The sequence below is a fragment of the Pseudaestuariivita rosea genome (assembly GCF_017592335.1).
In the GTDB taxonomy this organism is placed as follows: domain Bacteria; phylum Pseudomonadota; class Alphaproteobacteria; order Rhodobacterales; family Rhodobacteraceae; genus Parasulfitobacter; species Parasulfitobacter rosea.
On sequence record NZ_JACNMP010000035.1, the window covers coordinates 1 to 23,586 of the forward strand.

Below are 23,586 nucleotides of genomic sequence, written 5' to 3' on the forward strand. Positions count from 1 at the left end.
ACGCCTTCATCTGCCAGTTCAGCGTGAATGCGCGGCGCACCATAGGTTTGCTTTGATGCTTCATGGATGGTGGCGATCCGGTCAGTTAGCGCGTCATCGGCAACCTGTCGGACACTGGGCGGGCGGCTGTGATGGGCATAGAAACCGCTGCGGGACACACCCATGCGCGCGACATCAACTGGATAGAATACTCGGCTTGGTTCGCGGTCATGAATTCGAAGACCTCCGCGATGTCACGTCGTTTTGTGCAAACCAAGCCGCGGCCTTTGACAGTATGTCCCGCTCTTGCCGAAGCTGTTTCAATTCTCGGCGAAGTTGCCTCAGTTCTTCCAATTCGGCGCTTGTCAGACGGTCATCGCGTTCACCATCATCAGCACTGGCCTGCTTCACCCAATCATGGATTGTGGCAGCGCAGGGTTCATACTCCCGCGCAAGGCTTTCAACACTACGGCCAGCTCGCGCAAGCGCAACCAATTGTTCCCTAAATCCCGCGGGGTACGGGTTCCTCGTTCTCGGCATGAAAAACACTCTCCTTCATCAGTGAAAAAGTGTCCATCAAACCGGGGGAACTCCAGAATAACCTGGGCCGCTCATTGAATTACAAGAGATCAAGCCTTCTTCGAAGATAGGATATAGGCACTCTCAAACAAAGCAGGCCTTCGCACATTTTTTGCGAACGGCAGAAAAGTCCGCAAAGCGATTATTTATCGTTATGGTTACTTGCACTTACTCAGAAACGTGGGCTCGGGAGCATTGGTTCACCTGCCATGCTGATCCTGTCAAACAGAACCACAGATGCCCTATTCCGGATCGGTGCTGAAGATTAGGCGTTCTTCGCAGGGGGCGACGCGGAGGATGTTGGTGGTGCCTTGCACGTTGAAGGGGACGCCGGCAGTGACGACGATCTGGTCGGTCTCACTCGCGTAGCCTTCGGTTCGGGCGGCGCGGGCGGCTGAGACGACGGCCATTTTGAACCGCGTCACATCGCCTGAGGACAGCACGCAATTGATCCCCCAGGACAGACACAGGCGCCGGGCGGTTCCGACCAGCGGCGTGATCGCGATGATTGGCACGCGCGGCTTTTCGCGGGACGTCAGTATGGCGGTTGTGCCCGACTGGGTAAAACAGCAGATCGCCTTGACGTCGGTGGTTTCCGCAATTTCGCGGGCGGCGGCCACGATACCATCGGGAACGGTGGTGCGTTTGGCGCTGCGCGAGGCTTCGATGATGTCGCGGTAGGTCGGGTCGCCTTCGACCTCGACCGCGACGTTGTTCATGGTTGTCACGGCTTCAATCGGGAAGCTGCCTGCGGCGGATTCAGCCGATAGCATGATGGCGTCTGCGCCTTCGTAGATTGCGGTGGCGACATCGCTGACCTCGGCGCGGGTGGGCATTGGGCTTTCGATCATGCTTTCCAGCATCTGGGTGGCGACGATAACGGGTTTGGCGGCGGCGCGGCATTTGCGGACCAATTGTTTCTGGATGGGTGGCACGTTCTGGACGGGCAGTTCCACGCCCAGATCGCCGCGGGCCACCATGATGCCGTCGCTGGCTGCCAGGATTTCATCAAAGCTTTTGACGGCGGTCGGTTTTTCGATTTTCGACAGGATCGCCGCGCGACCCTTTGCCAGGTCGCGGGCCTGTTCCACGTCGCGGGCGCGCTGGACAAAGGACAGGGCCAGCCAGTCGACGCCCAACTGGCAGACGAATTCCAGATCGCGCAGGTCCTTTTCGGACAGCGCGGCCAGGGGCAGCACCACGTCGGGCACATTGACGCCCTTGCGGTCGGAAATGATACCCCCCGCTACCACGATGCAATCGGCGTAGTCCTTGCCGCAGTCTTCGACGCGCAGACGGATTTTGCCATCGTTGACCAGCAGGGTTGCGCCCGGTTCAAGCGCTTCGAAGATCTCGGGGTGGGGCAGCGTGACGCGGTCGCTGTCGCCGGGTTTGTCAACCAGATCCAGACGGAATTTTGCGTCGACCTCCAGGTCTTCGGCCCCGTTCAGAAAGGTGCCGACGCGCAGTTTCGGCCCCTGAAGGTCGGCCAGAATGGCGATGGGGCTGCCCAGATCTTTTTCCACCTGGCGAATGATTTCATGCCGTGCGCGGATTTCGTCGTGATCGCCATGGCTCATGTTCAGGCGAAAGACATCGGCGCCCGCTTCGTGCAGGGCCCGGATCATTTCATAATCGTTTGAGGCTGGACCCAATGTGGCCACGATCTTGACGTTGCGCAGGCGCCGCATATTGCTTATCCCTTTTTTGCCGCCGGATATGGCCTTGTTATCGCTAGCATATGTCAGTCTTATTGCGTATTTCCCTTTGGGGCTCAACCGCCCTGGGGGTCAGAAGGAATGAAAATCGGGAATGAACGACGAACCCTATCATATTATAGGCAGTGACCGCCCCGGACGCTGGATTGTAACCTGTGATCACGCGACAAATCGGGTGCCCGAGATGGTGAACGGCGGTGATCTGGGTGTCTCAACAGCCGATATGAACCGCCATATCGCTTATGATGTGGGGGCGGCGGGGGTTGCGTGTGAACTGGGGCGGCTGCTGAATTCGCCCGTTATCCTGTCGGATTTTTCGCGACTGGTGATTGACCCGAACCGGGGCGAGGATGACCCGACGCTGTTGATGAAGATTTACGATGGCACGATCATTCCGGCCAATCGCCATGCGGATGCGGCCGAGGTTGAGCGGCGCTTAGCGGCCTATTACAGGCCCTATCATGCGGCGCTGTCAGAATTATGCGACGGTCGGCCGAACGCCGTTTTGCTGCCGATCCATTCGTTTACCAATCAGTTGCATGGCCATGACCCGCGACCCTGGCAGGTTGGTGTGCTATATGCCGGTGATGATCGCCTGGCGCGCACGCTGATCAGCCGACTGCAGCAGGAAACCGATCTGTGTGTCGGTGACAATCAGCCCTATGCGGGGCATCTGCCGGGGGATTCGGTGGACAAGCATGCGCTGACCCATGGCCGGCCGAATGTATTGGTCGAAGTGCGTAATGATCTTATTCGTCTTAAAGACGATCAGCGCGCCTGGGCCGCGCGTTTGGCCCCGATGCTTGAAGAGGCGCTGGAACAGGCTCAATTATAGAGAAAAGGGGAATATGATGGACGATCAGACACAGATTGAACTTGAAGCCGCAGCCTTTCGCCGGTTGCGTGACCATTTGGCTGAACGCACCGATGTGCAGAACATCGATATGATGAACCTGGCCGGGTTCTGCCGCAACTGCCTAAGCCGTTGGTATCAAGAGGCCGCGAATGACCGCGGGATCGAGATGTCGAAGGAAGAGGCGCGCGAGGCGTTCTATGGCATGCCCTATGCCGAGTGGCGCGATAAATATCAGACCGAAGCGACCGCCGAGGCACAGGCGGCGTTCAAGGAGAGCCACGGTTGATCAGCGGAATTTCGCCGAATTGTTTCGGGAAAGTTGCGTGAATCGTTAATAAGCGAGACATTCAGTTACTTTCACTGGGTAAATTACGTGTTAAATGTGCCGTAATGTACCCTGTGATAAGGTCACTAATGTGGTCCTTGCAGGAGATGGAGACGTGTTTTTCCGGCGTAACAAATTTCATTCGGAAGGTCTTTCGCAGAAGACTCGAGAGATCGAGGGAGAGGCGTTGCCCATGCTGGACGGGACAGATGATCTTGTGATCAAGTCCGCATTATCCAAGACGTCAACCATGCCCGACCCGGCGCCCCAGGTGGCTTCTGATGATGAACTATACGCCATCATAGCGCGGAACCCCGATGATGATCCTGTCATTCTGAAGGACTATGACCCCGTGAAAGACGGGCGTCTTAGCGTGATCACCAGTATTGTCGGGCGTCTTAGCCTTAAGATAAGCGATACGGGCGATACGTTGATCTATGTTGGTGATGTCCAGATCGCTGCCGTTCAGGGTGTGCCGAATCTGTCCGAGACCGATATCCACTTTGAACTTATCTCGCCCACCGCCGACCTGGGTGATGAACCGGGGCTGTATCAGCAAAGCCTTGGATCACGCGCCATGGTCATTGATGATTTCGACCCCGAGGTCGAAAAGCTGGAACTGGACCACGAACAGGGATTCAAGACCTGGACTGCGGTTGATCGTGTTGATGGGAAAGGCGCCAATCTGATCTATGCCGGTCGTGTTGTGGCGGTTTTGAAAGGTGTGCGCGCCTATCAGCTGAACAAGAAAAACATTCTGATCTGCTGATTTTTGACAGCCACGCCTGTTTTTCGGCGATGTCCCCATATGAAATAGTGTAAACGGCAATCATGCTGTTTACTTTACCTGATCACGATACCCTGTATCACGCGCTGGTCACACGGGACGATGCCTTCGACGGGCGTGTCTTTGTTGGAGTGACGTCCACCGGCATTTTCTGCAGGCTCAGTTGCCCTGCGCGCAATCCCAAACCGGAAAACTGCGTTTTCTACGAAACGGTCGCAGACTGTATGCAGGCCGGGTTTCGCCCCTGCAAACGCTGCCAGCCGCTGAATTTCATGGCGGGCGGGGATGAGGTTATGCTGACCTTGGTAAAGGCGCTGGCCGCTGATCCGCAACGGCGCTGGACCGAAGATGATATCATTCGGATGGGGTTTGACCCCTCAACAGTACGGCGCAATTTCAAGCGGCAGTTTGGGGTCACCTTTCTTGAAATGGCGCGATTGAACCGTCTTCGCGTCAGTTTTGAAACGCTGGCGGGTGGCGGCAGTGTGGTCGATGCCCAGCTTGATGCAGGGTTTGAGTCACCCAGTGCGTTTCGTGCAGCCTTTACCAAAATCATCGGTCAGGCGCCTGGGCATTTTGTGGATGACGCTGTGCTGAAGGCCGATTGGATTGAAACGCCGCTGGGATCAATGGTGGTGATCAGCGATGCCAAGGCCATTCATCTGCTGGAATTTGTGGATCGCAAGGCCTTGCCTGCGGAGTTGAAAAAGCTGGCCAAGATGTGCAGCGGGCGGATCGGGTTTGGCCGGTATGCGGTCGTTGATCAACTGGAACAGCAGCTTGCGGCCTATCATGCGGGGCAGTCGGCGCGGTTCACGGTTCCGCTGGTTTTCCATGGGACCGGGTTTGAAAAGAAAGTCTGGCGGGCGCTTTGCGCTATTCCGGAGGGCGAAACGCGCAGCTATGGCGAACTGGCCCGGATCATCGGGCAACCGACCGCCACCCGCGCTGTGGCCCGCGCGAATGGGGCCAATCAACTGGCTTTGGTTGTTCCGTGCCACCGCGTTGTAGGTGCCGATGGATCACTGACCGGCTACGGCGGCGGCCTGTGGCGTAAACGGCAGCTGATTGAGATTGAACGTCAGTTTACTCAGGACCTTCAGAAAAGGGCATAGAATGACCACACAAGTTGAAATGGCACAGCGGTTTCAAAGCCTTCATGTGCCAGGTGGCCCGCTTGTGCTTTACAACATTTGGGATGCGGGCAGTGCGAAGGCGGTTGCAAATGCGGGCGCGAAAGCGATCGCGACCAGCAGTTGGGCTGTGGCCGCAGCAAAAGGGTATGCGGATGGCGAGCAGTTGACGCTTGAGCATATGCTGCCGGTCGTCGAGCGGATCGTCAGTTGCGTTGATCTGCCTGTTACGGTAGATTTCGAAGGGGGCTATGCGGCTGATCCGGATGGGATCTATGAAAACGTCACTCGGCTGTTAAAGCTTGGTGTGATTGGCCTGAACTTTGAAGATCAGGTCGTTGATGGGTCGGGTCTGTATGGTATTGAAGAGCATGTTCAAAGGCTGGCCGCTGTACGCCGCGCTGCGGATGATCTTGGTGTTCCGGCCTTTATCAACGCGCGGACGGATGTTTTTCTGAAGGCGGCGCCGGATGCTGATCACGCAGAGCTATTGGGCGATGCCTTGGCGCGTGAGGCCGCCTATGCCAAGGCTGGTGCTGACGGTTTCTTTGTGCCGGGATTGTTTGACGATGATCTGCTGCGGCAGGTTTGCCAGAAAGCGTCCCTGCCGATCAATGTGATGATCATGGATATGCAGGCCGACATTGGCAAAGTGGCGGGTCTGGGCGTTTCACGGATCAGCTTTGGCCCCGAACCCTATATCAGTCTTTCGAACAGTCTTGAGAGCGCGGCAAAAGCCATCATCGGCGCGTGATGTCTAGTTCTGCGGCCAGGTCAGCGGGTCCAGCTGCAGAAGGTCTGATAGCTGTTGATAGACTTGGGGTTCATCCTGTTGCAGGGCTGCGGGCTTTTCGAAGAACAGTTCGATTGCAACGGCAAAGAATTCTTCGTGCCCGGTTGCGCCGTAGGGGTCGATCACCGTCGTACGACCGGTTTCGGTGGCCTGAACATGGCGATCATAGGCTTCAAGAATGGTGCGTTCCCAATCGGCAAAGCTTTGGCCCCGGTTCAGAACAGGTGCGCCGTTGGTGTGGCCGGACAGCTGATCCAGTTGATGGGCGAATTCATGCAAGACAAGATTGCGCCCGTCTTCGTCATTGATGCCACCCTGATATGTGTCGGCCCAAGACAAGATAACCGGCCCATAGGCCCAGCTTTCACCAAGTCGAATTTGTTTATGTTCCCGAACCACATAGCCATCATGTGACGTTTGAAGGGACTGGAACGCACCAGGATAGATCAGGATGGTGCGCAGGTGTTTATACCATTGGTCGGTGTTCATGACCAAAAGACAGGCCTGTGCAGCGATGGACAGCTGCATGTCATCGGTCACATCCAGCCCGTCGCACCCGACAAAGGTGACCTGATCCAGAAACAGGTTGATCCTGCCTTCCAGTTTGGCGTTCAGATCGGGGGGCAGGCGGCGGATCAGGGGGATCTGATCGGCAATGATCGTGCGTTCCTGGTCCGTCAGCGGCGATGCCAGCAGGGTCTTGCGGGCGCGATGCCTGGACCATCGGTGATATCCGAACCAGCCGGCAACCAGAATGATCAGCGTTATTACGATATGCATCTGTTTTATCTATGTGTTCTGATCATTCGTAACAGATGTATAGTTGCCATAGTGGCGGTTTGAGGTCCCGGATCAAGTCCGGGACTGCGCCAGTGTGTCAGACCTTTTGGTTGGCCTCTTCGATATAGGTGCGCAGTTCTTCCGCTTCGTGGCGGGCATCGCGCAGACCGTCCATCGCTGCGCGCAGTTCAGCTTCGGTCTGGGCCAGCTGATTGGTCATCTCGGCTTCGCGCTGCTGCATATAGGTGATGGCCTGATCACGGGTTTCTTCGGCTTCGTGCAGGGCCTGGGCCATTTTGTCCAGCTCGCCAATATCTGATTTTGTCACCCGCGCGAACCGGTTGACCAGCCAACTGGCGAACCAGCCTAGACAGAAGGCCACAAAAAGAATGGCGGCCGTGGCGATTATAAACTGAAATCTATTCATTGGTTTCCGTTTCGTTTTCAGGCGCGGCAGGGGCGTTGTTCTGTTGAGGTGCCGCACCAGGACCGGGCATCGGCGCTTCGATCATTTCAAGGCCGGTGGGCTCTTCCACGACAGGTTCAGGGACAATCAGTGAAAAAACGATCCGCCGGTTCAGTTCGCGCCCTTCCTCGGTTTCATTTGTGGCAATGGGCTGGGCTTCGCCATAGCCAACGGCCACCAGACGGTCAGGTGGGGTGCGTCGTTCGACCAAAGCGCTGCGCACGGCCTCGGCACGTTCCTTGCTCAGCTGTTGGTTCATGATTTCGCGGCCCTGGCTGTCGGTGTGACCGCCAATTTCGATGCGGAAATCGTGGCAGCCTTGCAGGATTTCGGCGATCTGGTCGATCTTGCCCATACCCAGTTCGTCAACATCGGCTAAACTGGGTTCGAACGTGATCTTGGTTTCGGATTGCACGTCTTGGATCGCGGCCAGGCATTCTTCGGGATCAAGGAGCGACGCGATGGGATCCAGGGCCTCTTGATAGGTCACATCGATGGTATAATTTTCAGCCTCGCCCAGTTTTTCGGACAAAAGGCGCGAAATACGGGCGCGGGCGTCGGGGTTGCCGGTGTTACCGCGTACCTCGACCAATTCCTGTTGCACGACCACGGCGCCATTGTTGACCTCGGTCAGGGCTTGCAGGCCCGCCAGGACACGTTCGGACCAGCCATCGGGCAGGTCTTCGTCAATCAAAACACCCACATACAGATTCTGTCGGCCGAACCGCGAAATCGCATAGCTTTCAGTGGCGTCGCGCAGCAGTTCACTGGCGACGCGACCGCGCAGTTGCACAAGCCCTTCGGGGCTGCGGGTGGCGACAAATTCCGGTGCAGCTTCAGCGCCGGGGCGATCCAGTGGTTCGGGCAGGATGGCGTGCAGGCTGAAGGCGGGTGGCAGACTGCGATCAAGGGCGCCGGCGACGCGGTCGAATACGGCCTGCGGTGTGTCGGGCTGGGCGATCAGCGTCACATCAGTGTCAGCATAGGTGATCGACCCGGCACCAAGTTCGGCAACGGCATTGATCCCCATCGCAGTGGCTTCCGCCCATCGCGGCGATGGCATGCCAAGCCCAAGGGTGCAATCCACGTCGCCTTCTATACCGGCGTCGGTGGCCGCAGTTATGATCTGAGAACGTGTTTCACTCGAGTCCGCCGCACAGGCATCAAAACGCGGGCCATCGTCGTCAATCAGAAAGCGAAGGGTAAAGGGGGCCAGGACGGGACGCGGGGCGCTGATTTGCAGATCAAGCGCGATTGTATCGGGCGCATTTCGCGACAGCCTGGTTTCGATCCGGGTCTTATCATCGGCGGTTTCCGCGGCCGCGAAAACAGCGACACGATCAGCCGCGACCGAGATTTTAGAGCGGTCAAAGGTTTCAAGCGCATCCAGCCCAAAGTCCAACGCGTTTTCCCAGCCATCGGGAATGGGATATTCCGCCGTTTCCAGCAGATCCGATACGGTTTTGCCGTCTGCCACATCGCTTATGCGATCCAATAGATCGTCGCGGTCGAAACTGGCCGGCACCAATCCGATCAGAGAGATACCCTGATCGGTGCGCAGAACCTCGATGGAAAAGCGGGGCGCAACGGGCGGCGCGCTTCGAGTGATCTCCATCCGGTCTATGATGCGGGCCGCGTCAACAACAGTTCCAATGCTGGACAGGGCGGCAAAGCGCACTGCTTCATCCGGGGCTTCACCCGTGATGATGACCTGCAGACCGGATGCTTCAACCTCAGCCCAACGATAGTCCTGTTCATCCAGAATATCGCGAATGTCGACTTCGGTGCGGCGTTCAATATAATTTGCGCCCTGCGACGCGGTGAAAACGGCGCCACCCGCGGCCACTGCGAAAACTCCGACGACCAGAAAAACAGAAGACAGGCGCATTGATCAGTTGTGTTCCCTTGTTCAAGGCTAGCTGCATAAAACACTATTGGACCGGGATCAATCAGACCAGAAGCGCCAGTGCGAAAAACAGCGCAGGAATCAGGCCTGTTGTACGATTTGAGCGAAAGAGTCGCAGCAATGCATCAGGGTCCTCTACGTCAAGTTTGCGCAATTGCCAGGTCATGTGCCAGCCCATCGCCCATGGCCCACCCAATGCGATGACCAGGGCCAGCACGTTATTATGGGTCATCAGTGCCATGATGATGCTGACCGCCATCATGACCACCGTGATCATCATGAAGTTGCGCAACCAGAACGGGGTTTTGTCCCCGAAAAGCCGCGCTGTCGATTTTACGCCGATCAGCGCATCGTCTTCGGCATCCTGATGGGCATAGATCGTGTCGTAGAACAACGTCCAGGCGATGCCCGCCAGATAGAGCGCTACGGCGGGCAGTTGTAGTGCCCCGGTATGCGCCGTCCAAGCCAGAAGCGCGCCCCAGTTGAATGCCAACCCCAGAAAAGCCTGCGGCCACCAGGTAAAGCGTTTGGCGAAGGGATAGATCGCAACGGGCAGCAGCGCCAGAATGCCCAGACCGATGGCCGCCCAGTTGAACGTTAGCAAGATGCAAAAGGCGATTAGGGCTTGCGCGACCATCCATATGACCGCGCCCCTGACACTGACCTGACCTGATGGTATGGGCCGCGATTTCGTGCGTGCGACGGCGGCGTCGATATCCCGATCACTGATATCGTTCCATGTGCATCCCGCGCCGCGCATCAGCCAGGCCCCGATGGCGCAGGCCACTGCGATCCACCCATCGTACCAGCTGACCGATTGTGTTGTCAGACAGGCCAGCGCCAGACCCCACCAGCAGGGCAGCAGTAACAGCCATGTTCCAATGGGGCGGTCGGCCCGCGACAGCCGCAAATAGGGGCGAGTGACCTCGGGGGCGAGTGTATCGACCCAGTTGCCTTTGACGGCGTCGGCCACCGTTCCGTTCGGTTCTGGTGTCTGTGGGGCTTCAGTCATATGGTTGGGTCCATGACAGCGAAAATCAGACTTTATGTAGATCACCCGATGGGCCAAGGGCAAACCATTCCCCTGGACCGGGATCAGTCGAATTATCTTTTTAATGTGATGCGGCAGGGCATTGGGGATCAGATTCTGGTCTTTAACGGGCGGGATGGCGAATATTTGGCGTCTGTCAGTGCTGCCGGCAAGCGGAGCGGGGCTTTGACCTGCGACCATCAAACGCGGCCTCTGCAGATGCCACCCGATCTTTGGCTGCTGTTTGCGCCGATCAAAAAGGCGCGGACCGACTTCATTGTGGAAAAAGCCGCTGAAATGGGCGCCGCCCGGATCATGCCGGTTCAGACAGACTATACCAACGCCGAACGTATCCGTCAGGATCGTTTGCAGGCCCATGCGATTGAAGCGGCCGAGCAGTGTGGCGGCACCTTTGTCCCCACGGTCGAGGCCTTGCAGCGGTTGGATAAGGTATTGGATAGCTGGCCGGCTGAGCGCCAGTTGATCTTCTGCGATGAAGAAAAGGTGGGGCAGGGCTTGGCGCTGAAAGCCGGGTCATCGCAGCCCTCGGCCATCCTGATCGGACCCGAGGGCGGCTTTAGCCCGGATGAGCGTGCACGGTTGATGGAGCTACCATTTGTCACAACGATCAGTCTTGGTCCCCGCATCCTGCGCGCCGACACGGCCGCGGTCGCGGCGCTGACGCTTTGGCAGGATCGTTTGGGGGATTGGTGACGGTTTTGGCAGGCAAATTTCAAATCGTAAAAGGCACGATTGCATGAGCTTTATTCGCCCCGAGGTTCAGCACTTTATCCGTCGCTGGCGCGAGGTGATTGCCGGGCTGGTGGTGATGCTTTTTGGGGTCTACTTGCTGATCGCGGGCGTCGGTCTTCAGGTCGCGTTGGGCGGTGTGCTGGTGGTCGGCGGTTTGGTGGGCGGTCTGGCGGGGTACAGACGGGCGCGATTTGCGACCGGCAGTGGCGGCGTTGGCGTTGTTGAGCTGGACGAACGGCTGATCACCTATTTCGCGCCGCAAGGGGGGCGATCGGTGTCCATCGATGATCTGGTTCGGCTTGAGGTCAGGACGACCAACAAGGGTCCCTTTGTCAACGATCTGTTCTGGTACCTGCATTCCAGTGACAGCTATACGCCGCTGATTATTCCCAACGATGCCAAGGGGGTTGAATGCATGTTCGATGTGATCAACGCGCTGCCGGGGGCCGATTACAAAACCGCCACAACGGCCATGACCAGCGCTGAAAATGCCAATTTCGTGATCTGGCAGAAAAGCGCGGTTGCCCTGCATTGACATAAGGATGCTTTCGCATCACCCCTTAAGACCAATTTGTTCACATCGGAGCGCCCATTCATGTCTATTCCACAATCCGGCGGCGGGCCGATCGAACACTATGATCAACTGGCGGAATATCTGGCCAGCGGCTGCAAACCCAAGGAGGATTGGCGCATCGGGACCGAACACGAAAAGTTCGGATATTGCGCCGATACGCTGAAGCCTTTGCCCTACGATGGGCCACGATCGATCAAGGCGATCCTGGAAGGCATGCGCGAAGCCTTTGGCTGGGATCCCTTGTATGAGGGCGAAAATATCATCGGATTGCAGAAAGATGGCGCAAACATCAGCTTGGAACCGGGCGGGCAGTTGGAACTGTCTGGCGCGCCGCTGCAAACGATCCACGAAACCTGCGATGAGGTGAACGAACATCTGCGACAGGTTCAGACAGTGGCCGACCGTATCGGGGCGCGTTTCATTGGCCTGGGTGCTGCGCCCGAGTGGACGCATGATCAGATGCCGATGATGCCCAAGGGGCGGTACAAGCTGATGACCGACTACATGGATCGTGTCGGCACCCACGGCAAACAGATGATGTACCGGACGTGCACTGTGCAGGTGAACCTGGATTTTTCATCTGAGGCCGACATGGTGCAAAAGCTGCGTGTTGCGCTGGCATTGCAGCCTGTGGCGACGGCGCTTTTTGCGAACTCACCCTTTTTCGAAGGCAAGCCGAATGGTCACAAAAGCTGGCGGTCGCGGATCTGGCGGGATCTGGATGCGGATCGCACAGGCATGTTGTCTTTTGTTTTTGAAGATGGCTTCGGGTTTCAGCGTTGGGTGGACTATGCATTGGATGTGCCGATGTATTTTGTCTATCGCGACGGCCGCTATATTGACGCGCTTGGGCAGTCCTTCCGCGACTTTCTGAAAGGTGAATTGCCTGCGCTGCCGGGCGAAAAGCCCACGCTGTCGGATTGGGCCGATCATCTGACAACCCTGTTCCCCGAAGCGCGGATCAAGAAGTATATTGAGATGCGTGGTGCCGATGGTGGCCCGTGGCGCAGGCTTTGCGCGCTGCCTGCCTTCTGGGTGGGGTTGGTCTACGATCAGGCGTCGCTGGATGCGGCGTGGGATCTGGTGAAAGACTGGTCGCCAGAGACACGCGAGGGTCTGCGTGTGGCGGCATCAGAGCAGGGTTTGGCCGCTGATGTCAGTGGCATTCGGATGCATGATTTAGCGAAAGAGGTGCTAGCGATTGCCGATGCAGGTTTGAAGGCACGTGCGCGCGCCGGCGCCGGTGGCTTGGTCCCGGACGAGACCCATTTTCTGAATGCATTGAAAGAAACTGTTGAATCAGGCCTGACGCCTGCCGATGAGTTACTGCTAAAATACAACCATGAGTGGAATAAGAATCTATCGTGTGTATACAAAGAATACTCATATTAGGTTAATTGGTTAATAATCTAATAATTTTGACGCTAATTTCGCAATATTCCTCGACTTTGACATAATCATAACATTATCTTCCGCTTTGAGGGCCGGGGATAATAAAGGGTTATTAAAATGGTTAACAAACATAGAACATCAACATCCCTCAGCACCTTTGGATTGGGTGTTGCGCTTATTTTTAGCGCTGCAGGATTTGCCAAAGCACAGGATACGTTGAATCCGCAGACATTTCGCGCTGATGTGACCATCGCCGGGTCCGACACGATCGGCGAAAACATCATGCCGTTTTTGTTCAGCGGATATGCCGAGTCGCTGGGTGCGGCTGCGACCGTGGTCGAGGTTGATAAAGATGATGTTACAACACCAAGCGGTGAAGATGAAATGCTGGTCGAAATCATCGGAAACGACGGGTTTGGTGACCCTGTCGCAAATGTCCGTGTCATCCAGTCAGGGTCATCGGATGGCTTGGAATCGCTGCTGAACCGTGACGTTGAAATCAGCATGGCCACGCGCCGTATTCGTGACGAAGAGGTTGCTGAATTCGCCGCGGTTGGTGCCCGTGATATGCGGGATTTCCGACAAGAGCACGTCGTGGCCATTGACACGGTGGTTCTGATCGTGAACCCGGAAAACCCTGTCGATGAAATCGCGCTGCAGGATCTGGCGGCGATCTATAAGGGTGAAATCACGAATTGGTCCCAGGTTGGCGGTCCCAACGCACCCATCAACGCCTATACTCGGCAAGAGGGTTCAGGCACCGCGCGGTCGATCTATCGCACCATCGCGCCAAATGACGAAGATTTCAAACCTGCTGCCAACATTAATGTGGCTGATGGCACCAGTGAGATGATCGAATCTATCCGCAATGATCCCAATGCACTTGGGTTTGCCAGTTATTCGCGCAAGCGTGATACCAAACCGCTTAGTCTGATCAGCTTCTGTGGAATCACGGTTTCACCCGAACCCTTTACGGCAAAGGCGGAAGAGTATCTGTTCCAGCGTCGGTTCCACCTGTACACACGGCCGGATACTCTGTCCGACAAGGGTCAGGCCATTATCGACTTTGCGCTGTCACCAGGCGCTGACGATGTGATCACCAAGTCAGGCTATATCAATCTGGGCATTGAGGCACGCGATCAAAGCGAATCGACAGAACGGATGCGCGATGTGCTGCGCAGCACGGATAACCCAGCTGAACTGACTCTGATGCGCGATATCATGGTGGATATGTTTGACTGGGACCGTCTGTCATCCACGTTCCGCTTTGCCTATGGCTCGGCCAATCTGGAAGGTAAGGCGCTGCGGGATCTGGATCGTTTGATACAGTATCTTAATGACAGTCCCGATATCAGCGAAATTGCTGTCGTAGGCTTTACCGACTCGGACGGCAGCTTCGAATCCAACCGCGTTCTGTCTATCGCGCGGGCCGAACGGGTGGCCCAGGCCCTGCGCCAGACCGCAGGCGATGCGCTGCGCAATGTTGATGTCGTGACGAAGGGTTATGGCGAACTGTCGCCGGCCGTTTGCAACAACACCTCAGACGAAAAGGCCCTGAATCGCCGTGTGGAAATCTGGGTGCGCAAGTAACGTATCAAACATTGCATCACCCTGCATATCGGGGTGATGCTTTAATTATTCAGCAAATCGCGATGGAACCGCCGCAAAAGCAGCATACCCGTCGCCCAAAGACCCATCGATAGAAAGAAAACATACAGTACCGAGGTGTAATTTGCATCATAGGTCACAAACAGCCCGCTGCGCATGATGCCGATGATGTGGATCAGCGGGTTGTACCACAGCAGATCGTCATAGGGGCTGGGAACGCTGTCGAATGTGAACAAAATGCCCGAAATGATGAACAAGGGTTTGTTCAGGATCGACCAAATCCTATCCCATAGCGGAAAGCGTTCGATCATATAGCAATTGAATGTACCAACACCGCAGGCCAGCAGCATGGTCAATGCCATGGCCAGCAGGATTTGCGGCACGTCGATAATAATGTTCAGATCGAAAAACAGCACGATCCCCGTCACGACGATCACGAACACGATCACATGGGTCATCGTGTTCAGGATCAGACGGCCGAAAAGCGCGTCGACAAAAGTGACACTGGGGTAAAACAAAAGCGGCCGCGAAAATCCGATGGCAAAACCCATTTTCTGTGTAATATCAGCGTACATCATGTAAGACATGTAGCCGGACGCATAGAAGATCGCGAAATTTGTCCCGATGGGCGGGTTATCGAAAGCAATCGAAAAGACGATACTCAGCAAGGTGATCGCTGCAATCGGTTCCAGAAGGGCCCATAGATAGCCGCCCGGTGATCTGCCATAGGTGGTCGCCATTTCCCGCAGCATCAGGGCAAAGACTGTGCGCACTGTTCGAAACCGTATTTTTTGCATTGCAGGTTGTATCGCCATGCAATTCCACCTTAATTAGAGCTATCTCGCCGAAAACTGGCAACTGGTTTTTTGACCATTTACCATAATTTGACATACAACCATTATTACGGTGACTGGCTTTAAGAAAGGTCAAAGCGATTACGGCCAAGCTTCAACCCGCCCCGCCTGCTGTAAAACCGGTCGCGCCATCCGTGTCGGATGATGTCCCGCGCGCTGGCACGGCGCCTGTGCGCTGGCGTCATCGGGCCTTGCTGCTCAGTTTTTTGGGCTTGGTGTTGCTGCCTGCCTTTGTTGTGATATTTTATCTGTATTCCAGGGCGGCGGATCAATATGCGTCAAACGTGGGATTTACGGTTCGGACCGAAGAAATCAGTTCAGCGTTTGAGCTGCTGGGGGGTGTCAGCGGGATATCAGGGTCAAGCTCATCTGACACTGATATTCTTTATGAATTCATCCAAAGTCAGGAACTTGTCAGTCGCATCGACGCCAGCCTTGACCTGCGCGAGATCTTTTCCAAGGCGCAAGGTGACCCTGTTTTTGCCTTCGATACATCAGGCACGATCGAGGATCTGGTTGATTACTGGCCGCGCATGGTGAACATCTTTTACGATCCGGGCACGGGGCTGATTGAGCTGCGGGTCAAGGCCTTTGACCCCGAGGATGCGACGGCCATCGCGCAGGCAATTTTTGCCGAAAGTTCATTAATGATTAATGATCTATCGGCCATCGCGCGCGATGATGCGACACGCTTTGCCCGGATTGAACTAGAGCGTGCCGAAGAAAGACTCAGGTCGGCGCGGCAGGCTGTGACTAAGTTCCGTACCCGCAATCAGATCATCGATCCGCAGGCGGATATTCAGGTTCAGATGGGGCTGTTGAATACCTTGCAGCAGCAATTGGCCGAGGCATTGATCGAATTGGATCTTCTGCGGGAAACGACACGCCCCGGCGACGCGCGGATCACACAGGCCGAACGCCGTATCATGATCATCGAAGACCGGATTTCGCAAGAGCGTAACAAATTCGGGCTGGCCGCTGGGACTAATCAGGGTCTGGACGGATTTTCGTCAATCCTGGGTGAGTTTGAGCGTTTGCTGGTGGATCGCGAATTTGCCGAACAGGCCTATCTGGCAGCACGTTCAGCCTTTGATACTGCCCAGGCCGAGGCACAACGTCAAAGCAGATATCTGGCGGCTTATCTGAAACCCACCAGTGCTGAACGCGCGGTGTATCCCAAACGTGGCCTGACAGCTTTTCTGATTTTTGCCGGGCTTCTGGTCAGCTGGATCATCCTGGTTCTGATCGCCTATAGTCTGAAGGACCGGCGCTAGGCCATGGTTCGGCTTGAAAACCTGACCAAGACCTTTTTACTGGACGGCACACAGAAAACGGTCGCGCAGGATCTGAACATCACGTTCCCTACGGGAAAATCCGTCGCCCTTCTGGGGCGTAACGGGGCCGGTAAATCGACGTTGCTGAAGATCATAGCGGGCACAATGGATGCCGATCGGGGCCGTGTTGTTTCGACCGGAACATTGTCCTGGCCCGTTGGGTTTGCGGGCAGTTTTCATGGTCAGTTGACCGGCGCCCAGAACATCCGGTTCGTGGCGCGGGTTTATGGCGTTGACACCGACGCGCTGGTTCGGTTCACCGAAGATTTCGCGCAACTGGGGCCGCATTTCAACCTGCCCTTTCGCACCTATTCGGCTGGGATGCGATCACGTCTGGCCTTCGGCGTTTCCATGGGCATCCGTTTTGACACCTATCTGATTGATGAGGTCACGTCGGTGGGCGATGCAGCCTTCCGCGAAAAAAGCCAGAAGGTGCTGAAACAACGGCTTGAAGACAGTGGTGCGATTGTCGTTTCACACTCGATGCCGCTGTTGCGTCAGTTATGTCAGGCGGGTGCGGTGCTGGAAGATGGGCAGTTGCACTATCATGACACGATTGACGCTGCGATCATCCACCACCAGTCGATCATGAAGGCAACTGTGGCCTGAAATCGACTGTATTCATCCAGTATCAGATCATCACATTTATCCAAGGTGACAGCTGGCGCGGCTTGCGTATAGACAGATGGCATACAAGATGGATTCCCGTACTATGACATTGCTTTCACCAGTTCATACCAGTCAATCACCCGCTATTGCCCTTGGTAAACATTTGATCATCGAATTCCAGCAGGCTGAATGCCTGGAACAGCCAGATCCGATTGCCGCTGTCCTGAAGGAAGCCGCCGAGATTGCGGGCGCCACCGTTCTGGACGTCAAGATGCATAATTTTGGCGAGGGTCAAGGTGTCACCGGCGTTGCGCTTTTGGCCGAGTCGCACATCAGCATCCACACTTGGCCAGAACATGGCTATGCGGCGCTGGATATCTTTATGTGCGGCGATGCTGATACCGACAGCAGCCTGGATCATCTGCGCCAGTTCTTTCAGCCCAAATCAGAATCCGTTGTCGTTCTGAACCGCGGTTCTGAGACGATGCTGCGCCCCGGCGCATAGATGAAAAGTGACCGCACCGCACCCAAGGCGGGCGGCTATTTTCCCATCACAATCGGCCTGATCATGGCCGGACTATTTGCCTTTTATCAATGGGGGCCGGGCGGCTTTGCCGTGCCCGACGATCCCTGGCTGCGGTTCAAAACTGTTTTGATAAACATTTTTCGGCACGGGTCGCAGGGGCATTTGCTGGGTAATGTTCTGGTCATCGGCTTTGCCGGATATTTTATCGAAACACGCACCAATTCGCTGCGGCTGCTTGGGTTGGTTGTAACGGCTGCTGTTGTCGGTTCGGCGTTCGAATTGATCATGGTCAATGCGCAGTTCGTCGGTCTGTCAGGGATCGCCTATGCGATGGCGGCCTATGCCCTGTTGCGTCCGCAGGACACTGGGCTTAGTCCGTTCTGGGCGGTAGTGATAGGTCTTGCCGCGCTTTTCGAAACTGTTCATCAATGGTCTGAAATTGCAGTTTACGTACATATCGGCGGCGCATTGACCGGAGGAGCTTTTGCAATGTTAGGTGGATTATTTGGCGGGGGTGGACCGCGTCTGAAACCAATGGAATTCAAACACCTGTCCAAGGTGATCGAGATCATCAACGAAACGGACGAAGACGATGCCGCCGAGGCCGAAGAACACCTGCTGGAAACCCAGTTTCAGGGCATGGCGGTTCTGATTGATGGGGGCAAGGTGATCGGTGTGACGGGTTCAAGCCCGGTTGAAGACAGCGATGAGGCAGTCTGGTTGTCCTGGACCTATCTGTCCGAAGATCATCGGGGCCAGGGCTTGGGTAAGTTCATGGTCGGCGCGCTGCTGGACGATCTGCGGGCGGTCGGTGTGCGCAAGATGTTTATCTCGACCAGCGATTATGTCGAAGATGGCGAAGACATATATGCGGACGCCCGCCGCTTTTATCAGGCCCTGGGCGCACGGGAAGAACTGCGCGTGCCTGCGTACCACAGTCATGACGAGGCCAAGATCGTTTATGGTCTGAATCTGACCCAATCGGTCGTGTCGTCAGATGCGCCGCCACTTGCGACGGGTGTTACATTCACGGGTGCACCAAAGGCCCCGGAATCTGATGGTGGGGCTGCACTGACCTGGCAAGAGGGTGGCGTTGGCGTATCTGGTCTGGCCGAGGCTGTCAGAAAGGCTGATATGGGCAAGGCCCGCATTGTTTTCACGGCACTGCCGCATGATATTTCGGCCTTGGCCGCATCTGAACTGCAAGACTACGGGTTTGAAAAAGTCGGAAGTCTGAAAGATTACTATGCGGCAGGAGAGCCACAGGATTGGTGGTCATATCGATTAAGATAAACTCTTACAATATAAGCTGTTGATTTCTGCTTTCCAGTCCGTAAAACCAAAAATGAATGAGTTCGATTCAATAGGTACGTTATGCAAAACATCAAAACCATAGTCTTTCTAGGCATTGCAGCAGTTGCTGGATATTTCTTTTTTTTCGGTGATGGTGGTGAACAATCTGCCGATTTGGGCCAGGTTCTAGACCGCACGGAATATGCAATTGTGAATTACCACAATTATCTTGAGGAAAATCAGGTCTCGGGCGAATTACCAAGCGAGAACATGAATGAATTCACTGGCGTCATCACAGCGGTGATGAACATTCAGCCAGGTTTCTACGATGATCCTATCGGCATGACGCTGCGCGATGACGCGTCGTTCCTGGGATACGCTGACAAAAACGCAAACGGCATTCAGGATAGTGGCGAAGGTGACGTTTTCACCGTTGAGATCGACGAAGAAAACAACCGTCTGATCGCAACCGATGTTGCTGGAAACTCTTCTGATCTGCGTTTTTCCGGCACTGGTTTTCTTGCAGGCGCTCTGATCGGCAGCCTGATCAGCCGTCAACGTGCAGCCGGCGTTCAGAAGGGCGCTTTCAATTCGCGCCAAACAACGCCCCGCAATCAATACCGTGCGCCGTCCAGCGCGCGTTCCAAAGCACGCTCGGGCGGTGTTGGCACCGGTAAATAAGCCGGTCAAAACCCAAAATCAGGGACCCCGGAGCGTCAAACGCTTCGGGGCATTTTTATGACAGATACAACTCCAGCATCCGTCGAAGATTACACGCAGCTGTCCAGTAAGAAATCCACGATCCTGCTTATGTCGATCATGGTCGTGGCCATGTGCGGGATCGTCTATGAACTGATCATCGGCACCGTTTCCAGCTATCTGTTGGGCAATTCGGTCTATCAGTTTTCACTGACCATCGGGTTTTTCATGTTCGCCATGGGAATCGGGTCACACCTGTCGCGATACGTCAACGGGCGTTTGATCGAGGCATTCATTTATGTCGAAGTCGCGCTGGCGCTTTTGGGCGGCATGTCCAGCATTGCGCTGTTTCTGATGTTCCCCTTTGCGCCCTGGATGTATCAGGTCGTGATGTTCGGGCTGATCTTCAGCATCGGTACGCTGGTCGGCTTGGAAATACCGTTGCTGACGCGGGTGCTGTCGGCGCGGCAGGGCACGCGGACGTCAATCGCGGACGTGATGTCGCTTGATTATATCGGTGCGCTGTTCGGGTCGGTTGCCTTTCCACTGATGTTACTGCCGTCGCTTGGGTTGATCACGGCGTCCTTTGCCATCGGTTTGATCAACATCGCGGTCGCGCTGCTGAACGTAATCTGGTTGCGGGATTATCTACGGTCGCCCAAGCGCACGCTTTACATTGTGCTGGGCATGTTTGGCCTGCTGCTAGTGCTGACGGCTTCGGCCACGCGGATCACGGCCTACGCACAACAGCATCTGTATTTCGATCAGATCGTCTGGCAAAAACAGACGCCCTATCAGCAACTTGTCGTCACAAACACGTGGAAGCGTGACGATTTTCGGCTGTTCATCGACGGGCACCTGCAGTTTTCTGAATTCGACGAACACCGTTATCACGAGGCATTAGTGCACCCGGTCATGAGTTGGACTGGCCCTTCGCAGAAAGTTTTGGTTCTGGGTGGCGGCGATGGTCTAGCAGTTCGCGAGATTCTGAAGCACCCGAATGTTGAACGCATCGACCTGGTCGATATCGACCCCGAGATGACCCGCATTGGGCGCGAGCTGGGGCCGTTGGTGCGGATGAACCAGGGCAGTCTAAGCTCCGATAAGGTGAATATCTACAACCAGGATGCCTTTGTTTTTATTCGGGAAACTGATCAGGTCTATGACAAGGTGATCGTCGATTTCCCCGACCCGCATAACGAAGCGATTGCCAAGCTGTACTCGGTTGAGTTTTACACAATGCTGTCGGCGCGGATGTCTGAGAATGCCGTGATGGTGTCACAAAGCACCTCGCCCTATTTCGCGCGGAACACCTATTGGACGATTGCCGAAACGATGCGCGCGGTGTTCCCGGACACCACGCATTACACGATTTCGATCCCGTCCTTTGGGGTCTGGGGCTTCAATATGGCGCATAAAACGCCCGGCGGGCAGTTGGAAGACCTGCCCGAAGGTCTGCAGTTTATCTCGCCGCAGGTTTTTGCGGCCTCGCAAGTTTTTCCAGCCGATATCGCGCGGCCGGATAACCTGAAGGTCAATTCGATCTTTGAACCGGATTTGTACGAAGTTTACCTGGCTGACCTGAATTAGATCAGCCAAAACTCAGCTCTCAAGTAACGAAATCAGCGCATCTGCAGCTTGCACCGTGTCTGCGGTTCCACCCAGATCCTTTGTCCGGGTTTCGGGGTTGGCCAGTGACTTGGCCATGGCGTCCTCCAGCGCTTTTGCAGCATCGGTTTCACCCAGATGCTCCAGCATCATTGCGCCCGCCCAGATCGCCGCGACGGGGTTGGCGATGCCTTGACCGGCGATATCGGGGGCCGACCCGTGCACGGGTTCAAACATCGATGGTGTCGTGCGCGCGGGGTTCAGGTTGGCTGACGGCGCGATCCCGATTGAGCCCGCCACCGCAGGCCCCAGATCAGACAGGATATCGCCGAACAGGTTTGAACCGACGACGACATCGAACCAATCGGGGTTCCGCACGAAATGGGCCGTCAGAATATCGATGTGGTACTGGTCGGTCGTCACGCCGGGATGGCGCTCTTTCGCGGCCTCAAAACGTTCATCCCAGAAGGGCATCGTGTGTACGATACCATTGGATTTTGTGGCCGAGCTGACCTGATTACGACGGGTTTTGGCCAGTTCAAACGCATAGTCCATGATCCGGTCGGTGCCGCGCCGGGTGAACATCGCGACCTGGCTGGCGCTTTCCATATCGGTGCCGCTGTAAAGGCGACCGCCGATTTCCGAATACTCGCCTTCGACATTTTCGCGCACGACGATAAAGTCGATATCGCCGGGTTTGCGTCCGGCCAGCGGGCTTTCGACGCCCTCAAACAGTTTCACAGGGCGAACATTGGCGTAAAGATCAAATTCGCGCCGCAGAGGGATCAGCAAGCCCCAAAGCGACACGTGATCCGGCACATTCGGCCAACCGACAGCACCCAGATAGATCGCATCAAAATCGCGCAACTGGTCAATCCCGTCTTCGGGCATCATGCGACCGGTTTTGGCATAGACTTCGCAGGACCAGTCAAATTCGTGCCAGTTCAGTTCAAACCCGTGGGTTTTCGCGACAGCTTCAAGCGCCTTGATGCCCGCCGGGATGACCTCGGTTCCGATCCCGTCGCCAGGGATGACTGCGATTTTGTAGCTTCTTGATGTCACTGCGTTTGATCCTCAGAAAAGAAATTAATCAGGTGTTCGGCAACTTCTGCATCGCATTCCTCGGCCAGATAATGACCGCCGTCAAGCGACTGGCCCCGCACGTCCGCTGCCCGTTCGCGCCAAAGGGCTAAACAGTCGAAACAGGCTTCGATCACGCCGTTCTTGCCCCACAATGCCAACAGCGGCATGGGCAGGCGAAAATCGCCGTCGGCGTCATCATGTTCGATATCGACGGTGGCTGCTGCGCGATAGTCTTCGCACATGGCATGGACCGTGGCCGGATCACGGATCGCTTTCAGATACGTCTGCCAGGCCTCGGGCGCGAAGGGCGTCAGACCCGCTGAACCGTGGCCACATTTATATTTCAGGAAAGCATCCGGGTCCGCGCCGATCATGGTTTCGGGCAGTGGTGCGGGCAGGGTCAGCCAGAACCAGTGCCAGTATTTGTGGGCGAATGCCTCGGTTGTGTTACGATACATTTCGCGGGTCGGTGCGATGTCCAAGACCGCGATGCGTCGCACTTTTTCAGAATAATCTGCCGCCAGTCGATGGGCCACACGTCCGCCCCGATCGTGCCCGCACAGGAAAAATCGATCGTGCCCCAGTTCACCCATGACTTCGACCATGTCGGCCGCCATTGCGCGTTTGGTATAAGGGCTGTGGCGGGTGTCCGTGAGTGGTTTGGATGACGCGCCATAGCCGCTCAGATCAGCTGCAACGACCGTATAATGTTGGGCCAGCCGCGGTGCCACGCGATGCCACATTGCGTGGGTCTGTGGATAACCGTGCAGCAGCAGGACCGGTGGGCCGTTGCCCCCGGTCACCCCAACGATACGGGCGCCAATAGTTTCGATCTGAAATTTGGAAAAGCCTTCGAACATAGACGCCAATCAAACGCTGCGGCGGGCCAGTGTCCAGACGG

The 23,586-nt window shown here is 56.0% G+C and carries 25 protein-coding genes; 15 read left to right on the forward strand and 10 right to left on the reverse strand.

Annotated features, from left to right (window positions below; all coding sequences use genetic code 11):
• The 3 genes from H7848_RS20360 to pyk form a co-directional block, all read right to left on the reverse strand.
• Window positions 1–164, reverse strand: a 164-nt coding sequence (locus tag H7848_RS20360) for an IS3 family transposase (RefSeq protein WP_208353795.1), incomplete at its 3' end; no start/stop codon positions are given.
• Between the two features lie 43 nt (window positions 165–207).
• Entirely contained in the window at window positions 208–519 is a 312-nt protein-coding gene (locus tag H7848_RS20365) for a transposase (protein ID WP_208353723.1), read from the reverse strand.
• 281 nt (window positions 520–800) lie between these two features.
• Entirely contained in the window at window positions 801–2,249 is a 1,449-nt protein-coding gene (pyk, locus tag H7848_RS16585) for a pyruvate kinase (RefSeq protein ID WP_208353724.1), read from the reverse strand.
• A gap of 121 nt (window positions 2,250–2,370) precedes the next feature.
• Between pyk and H7848_RS16590 the strand changes: the two genes are divergently transcribed.
• From H7848_RS16590 to H7848_RS16610, 5 genes are all read left to right on the forward strand, one after another.
• On the forward strand, window positions 2,371–3,111 hold the full coding sequence (locus H7848_RS16590; RefSeq protein WP_208353726.1) for an N-formylglutamate amidohydrolase: 741 nt from the start codon (window positions 2,371–2,373) through the stop codon (window positions 3,109–3,111).
• A 16-nt stretch (window positions 3,112–3,127) separates the two neighbouring features.
• Window positions 3,128–3,418 carry a DUF1244 domain-containing protein gene (locus H7848_RS16595; protein WP_208353728.1) on the forward strand — a complete coding sequence of 97 codons (291 nt, stop codon included), beginning with the start codon at window positions 3,128–3,130 and terminating at the stop codon, window positions 3,416–3,418.
• 232 nt (window positions 3,419–3,650) lie between these two features.
• Window positions 3,651–4,226 carry a hypothetical protein gene (locus H7848_RS16600; RefSeq protein ID WP_208353731.1) on the forward strand — a complete coding sequence of 192 codons (576 nt, stop codon included), beginning with the start codon at window positions 3,651–3,653 and terminating at the stop codon, window positions 4,224–4,226.
• Between the two features lie 62 nt (window positions 4,227–4,288).
• Window positions 4,289–5,359, forward strand: a complete 1,071-nt coding sequence (locus H7848_RS16605) for a bifunctional transcriptional activator/DNA repair enzyme AdaA (RefSeq protein WP_208353733.1) — start codon at window positions 4,289–4,291, stop codon at window positions 5,357–5,359.
• A 1-nt stretch (window position 5,360) separates the two neighbouring features.
• Window positions 5,361–6,131 (forward strand): isocitrate lyase/PEP mutase family protein, encoded by a 771-nt coding sequence (locus H7848_RS16610; RefSeq protein WP_208353737.1) that lies wholly within the window; start codon window positions 5,361–5,363, stop codon window positions 6,129–6,131.
• Window positions 6,132–6,134: 3 nt separating this feature from the next.
• Here H7848_RS16610 and H7848_RS16615 read toward each other — a convergent pair whose 3' ends face one another.
• The 4 genes from H7848_RS16615 to ubiA form a co-directional block, all read right to left on the reverse strand.
• Window positions 6,135–6,950 (reverse strand): M90 family metallopeptidase, encoded by an 816-nt coding sequence (locus H7848_RS16615; RefSeq protein WP_208353739.1) that lies wholly within the window; start codon window positions 6,948–6,950, stop codon window positions 6,135–6,137.
• Between the two features lie 97 nt (window positions 6,951–7,047).
• Window positions 7,048–7,377, reverse strand: a complete 330-nt coding sequence (locus H7848_RS16620) for a hypothetical protein (protein WP_208353741.1) — start codon at window positions 7,375–7,377, stop codon at window positions 7,048–7,050.
• Window positions 7,370–9,304: an OmpA family protein gene (locus H7848_RS16625; RefSeq protein ID WP_208353743.1), complete on the reverse strand. Its 1,935-nt coding sequence runs from the start codon at window positions 9,302–9,304 to the stop codon at window positions 7,370–7,372. The genes H7848_RS16620 and H7848_RS16625 overlap by 8 nt, the downstream gene beginning before the upstream one ends.
• A 61-nt stretch (window positions 9,305–9,365) precedes the next feature.
• Window positions 9,366–10,334, reverse strand: coding sequence for a 4-hydroxybenzoate octaprenyltransferase (gene ubiA / locus H7848_RS16630; RefSeq protein WP_208353745.1), 969 nt, complete (start codon window positions 10,332–10,334; stop codon window positions 9,366–9,368).
• Window positions 10,335–10,346: 12 nt separating this feature from the next.
• Between ubiA and H7848_RS16635 the strand changes: the two genes are divergently transcribed.
• From H7848_RS16635 to H7848_RS16650, 4 genes are all read left to right on the forward strand, one after another.
• Window positions 10,347–11,066 carry a 16S rRNA (uracil(1498)-N(3))-methyltransferase gene (locus H7848_RS16635; protein WP_208353748.1) on the forward strand — a complete coding sequence of 240 codons (720 nt, stop codon included), beginning with the start codon at window positions 10,347–10,349 and terminating at the stop codon, window positions 11,064–11,066.
• A 43-nt stretch (window positions 11,067–11,109) separates the two neighbouring features.
• A complete protein-coding gene (locus H7848_RS16640) occupies window positions 11,110–11,640 on the forward strand; it encodes a hypothetical protein (RefSeq protein WP_208353750.1) in 531 nt (176 codons plus the stop codon).
• A 60-nt stretch (window positions 11,641–11,700) separates the two neighbouring features.
• A complete protein-coding gene (locus H7848_RS16645) occupies window positions 11,701–13,071 on the forward strand; it encodes a glutamate--cysteine ligase (protein ID WP_208353752.1) in 1,371 nt (456 codons plus the stop codon).
• A gap of 117 nt (window positions 13,072–13,188) precedes the next feature.
• The gene (locus tag H7848_RS16650; protein WP_208353754.1) at window positions 13,189–14,661 is read left to right on the forward strand and encodes a phosphate ABC transporter substrate-binding/OmpA family protein; all 1,473 of its coding nucleotides are present in this window, start codon (window positions 13,189–13,191) and stop codon (window positions 14,659–14,661) included.
• Between the two features lie 41 nt (window positions 14,662–14,702).
• Here H7848_RS16650 and H7848_RS16655 read toward each other — a convergent pair whose 3' ends face one another.
• The gene (locus tag H7848_RS16655; RefSeq protein WP_208353756.1) at window positions 14,703–15,494 is read right to left on the reverse strand and encodes an ABC transporter permease; all 792 of its coding nucleotides are present in this window, start codon (window positions 15,492–15,494) and stop codon (window positions 14,703–14,705) included.
• Between the two features lie 173 nt (window positions 15,495–15,667).
• On the opposite strand from H7848_RS16655, the gene H7848_RS16660 reads away from it, so the two are divergent.
• The 6 genes from H7848_RS16660 (at window position 15,668) to H7848_RS16685 (ending at window position 21,584) form a co-directional block, all read left to right on the forward strand.
• Entirely contained in the window at window positions 15,668–16,807 is a 1,140-nt protein-coding gene (locus H7848_RS16660; RefSeq protein WP_336512141.1) for a KpsE/RkpR family capsule polysaccharide export protein, read from the forward strand.
• Window positions 16,808–16,810: 3 nt separating this feature from the next.
• Window positions 16,811–17,476 (forward strand): ABC transporter ATP-binding protein, encoded by a 666-nt coding sequence (locus H7848_RS16665; RefSeq protein ID WP_208353758.1) that lies wholly within the window; start codon window positions 16,811–16,813, stop codon window positions 17,474–17,476.
• A gap of 103 nt (window positions 17,477–17,579) precedes the next feature.
• Entirely contained in the window at window positions 17,580–17,981 is a 402-nt protein-coding gene (gene speD / locus H7848_RS16670; RefSeq protein WP_237072813.1) for an adenosylmethionine decarboxylase, read from the forward strand.
• Window positions 17,982–19,295 (forward strand): GNAT family N-acetyltransferase, encoded by a 1,314-nt coding sequence (locus tag H7848_RS16675; protein WP_208353764.1) that lies wholly within the window; start codon window positions 17,982–17,984, stop codon window positions 19,293–19,295.
• Between the two features lie 81 nt (window positions 19,296–19,376).
• Complete coding sequence (locus tag H7848_RS16680) at window positions 19,377–19,976, forward strand: hypothetical protein (protein WP_208353767.1); 600 nt, start codon at window positions 19,377–19,379, stop codon at window positions 19,974–19,976.
• 57 nt (window positions 19,977–20,033) lie between these two features.
• On the forward strand, window positions 20,034–21,584 hold the full coding sequence (locus H7848_RS16685) for a polyamine aminopropyltransferase (RefSeq protein ID WP_208353770.1): 1,551 nt from the start codon (window positions 20,034–20,036) through the stop codon (window positions 21,582–21,584).
• A gap of 12 nt (window positions 21,585–21,596) precedes the next feature.
• Here the strand turns inward: H7848_RS16685 and H7848_RS16690 are convergent, their stop codons facing one another.
• Both H7848_RS16690 and H7848_RS16695 read right to left on the reverse strand, forming a co-directional pair.
• Window positions 21,597–22,664, reverse strand: a complete 1,068-nt coding sequence (locus H7848_RS16690) for a tartrate dehydrogenase (protein ID WP_208353772.1) — start codon at window positions 22,662–22,664, stop codon at window positions 21,597–21,599.
• On the reverse strand, window positions 22,661–23,545 hold the full coding sequence (locus H7848_RS16695) for an alpha/beta fold hydrolase (RefSeq protein WP_208353800.1): 885 nt from the start codon (window positions 23,543–23,545) through the stop codon (window positions 22,661–22,663). Before H7848_RS16695 ends, H7848_RS16690 begins: the two co-directional genes overlap by 4 nt.
• Between the last annotated feature and the right edge of the window lie 41 nt (window positions 23,546–23,586).

What these genes read in the sequence shown, in the direction of transcription:
- H7848_RS20365 (WP_208353723.1), bottom strand. Translation starts at nt 519, where the DNA reads ATGCCGAGAACGAGGAACCCGTACCCCGCGGGATTTAGGGAACAATTG.
- pyk (WP_208353724.1), bottom strand. Translation starts at nt 2,249, where the DNA reads ATGCGGCGCCTGCGCAACGTCAAGATCGTGGCCACATTGGGTCCAGCC.
- H7848_RS16590 (WP_208353726.1), top strand. Translation starts at nt 2,371, where the DNA reads ATGAACGACGAACCCTATCATATTATAGGCAGTGACCGCCCCGGACGC.
- H7848_RS16595 (WP_208353728.1), top strand. Translation starts at nt 3,128, where the DNA reads ATGGACGATCAGACACAGATTGAACTTGAAGCCGCAGCCTTTCGCCGG.
- H7848_RS16600 (WP_208353731.1), top strand. Translation starts at nt 3,651, where the DNA reads ATGCTGGACGGGACAGATGATCTTGTGATCAAGTCCGCATTATCCAAG.
- H7848_RS16605 (WP_208353733.1), top strand. Translation starts at nt 4,289, where the DNA reads ATGCTGTTTACTTTACCTGATCACGATACCCTGTATCACGCGCTGGTC.
- H7848_RS16610 (WP_208353737.1), top strand. Translation starts at nt 5,361, where the DNA reads ATGACCACACAAGTTGAAATGGCACAGCGGTTTCAAAGCCTTCATGTG.
- H7848_RS16615 (WP_208353739.1), bottom strand. Translation starts at nt 6,950, where the DNA reads ATGCATATCGTAATAACGCTGATCATTCTGGTTGCCGGCTGGTTCGGA.
- H7848_RS16620 (WP_208353741.1), bottom strand. Translation starts at nt 7,377, where the DNA reads ATGAATAGATTTCAGTTTATAATCGCCACGGCCGCCATTCTTTTTGTG.
- H7848_RS16625 (WP_208353743.1), bottom strand. Translation starts at nt 9,304, where the DNA reads ATGCGCCTGTCTTCTGTTTTTCTGGTCGTCGGAGTTTTCGCAGTGGCC.
- ubiA (WP_208353745.1), bottom strand. Translation starts at nt 10,334, where the DNA reads ATGACTGAAGCCCCACAGACACCAGAACCGAACGGAACGGTGGCCGAC.
- H7848_RS16635 (WP_208353748.1), top strand. Translation starts at nt 10,347, where the DNA reads ATGACAGCGAAAATCAGACTTTATGTAGATCACCCGATGGGCCAAGGG.
- H7848_RS16640 (WP_208353750.1), top strand. Translation starts at nt 11,110, where the DNA reads ATGAGCTTTATTCGCCCCGAGGTTCAGCACTTTATCCGTCGCTGGCGC.
- H7848_RS16645 (WP_208353752.1), top strand. Translation starts at nt 11,701, where the DNA reads ATGTCTATTCCACAATCCGGCGGCGGGCCGATCGAACACTATGATCAA.
- H7848_RS16650 (WP_208353754.1), top strand. Translation starts at nt 13,189, where the DNA reads ATGGTTAACAAACATAGAACATCAACATCCCTCAGCACCTTTGGATTG.
- H7848_RS16655 (WP_208353756.1), bottom strand. Translation starts at nt 15,494, where the DNA reads ATGGCGATACAACCTGCAATGCAAAAAATACGGTTTCGAACAGTGCGC.
- H7848_RS16665 (WP_208353758.1), top strand. Translation starts at nt 16,811, where the DNA reads ATGGTTCGGCTTGAAAACCTGACCAAGACCTTTTTACTGGACGGCACA.
- speD (WP_237072813.1), top strand. Translation starts at nt 17,580, where the DNA reads ATGACATTGCTTTCACCAGTTCATACCAGTCAATCACCCGCTATTGCC.
- H7848_RS16675 (WP_208353764.1), top strand. Translation starts at nt 17,982, where the DNA reads ATGAAAAGTGACCGCACCGCACCCAAGGCGGGCGGCTATTTTCCCATC.
- H7848_RS16680 (WP_208353767.1), top strand. Translation starts at nt 19,377, where the DNA reads ATGCAAAACATCAAAACCATAGTCTTTCTAGGCATTGCAGCAGTTGCT.
- H7848_RS16685 (WP_208353770.1), top strand. Translation starts at nt 20,034, where the DNA reads ATGACAGATACAACTCCAGCATCCGTCGAAGATTACACGCAGCTGTCC.
- H7848_RS16695 (WP_208353800.1), bottom strand. Translation starts at nt 23,545, where the DNA reads ATGTTCGAAGGCTTTTCCAAATTTCAGATCGAAACTATTGGCGCCCGT.